Source organism: Rhizobacter sp. P2_H2 (genome assembly GCF_056403375.1).
On record NZ_JBFUFP010001723.1, the window covers coordinates 1 to 672 of the forward strand.

Here is a 672-nt window from a genome sequence, read left to right on the forward strand (position 1 = left end):
GGCGGCGAGCCGCGCGTGCTCATCCGCGCCCAGCAGGTCGACATCGCCGAGCGCCTGCGCGGGCCGCTGCGCCAGCGCCTGCAGCAGCGCGAGCAGGTGTGCACCGAAGCGCTCGACCGTGGCCGCATCGAACAGCTCGGCGGCATACACGAACGACAGCTCCAGCGCGGCGCCGGCCCGCTCACGCAGCTCCAGCGCCAGCTCGAACTGCGCCGCGAGCTCGGGCAAGGGCAGCGACTCGACCGCGAGGCCCGGCAACTGCCGCAGCAGCCGCGGGTCTTCGCCGACGTGGTTGAACATCACCTGGAACAGCGGGCTGCGGCCCAGGCTGCGCTCGGGCTGCAAGGCCTCGACCAGCAGATCGAACGGCAACTCCGCATGCGCCTGCGCGCCGAGCGAGGCAGCCCTGGCCTGCGCCACCAGCTGCGCGAGCGTCGTGCGCCCGCCGATGCGGTTGCGCAGCACCAGCGTGTTGACGAACAGCCCGATCAGCGCCTGCGCCTCGGGCCGCGCGCGGTTCGCAACCGTCATGCCGACGCGCACATCGCGCTGCCCGGTGTAGCGGTACAGCAGGCCCTGGAACGCGCCCAGCAGCAGCATCGACAGCGTGGCGCCCTGCCCTTGCGCAACCGCCTGCAGCGCCGCGCGCAAGGAATCGGGCAGCGTGAAGGC

General features: G+C 73.1%; 1 protein-coding gene. It reads right to left on the bottom strand.

Annotation, left to right across the window (positions count from 1 at the left end; genetic code table 11):
• On the bottom strand, window positions 1–672 hold a 672-nt coding region (locus AC1D15_RS35845), incomplete at both ends, for a condensation domain-containing protein (protein ID WP_477829835.1).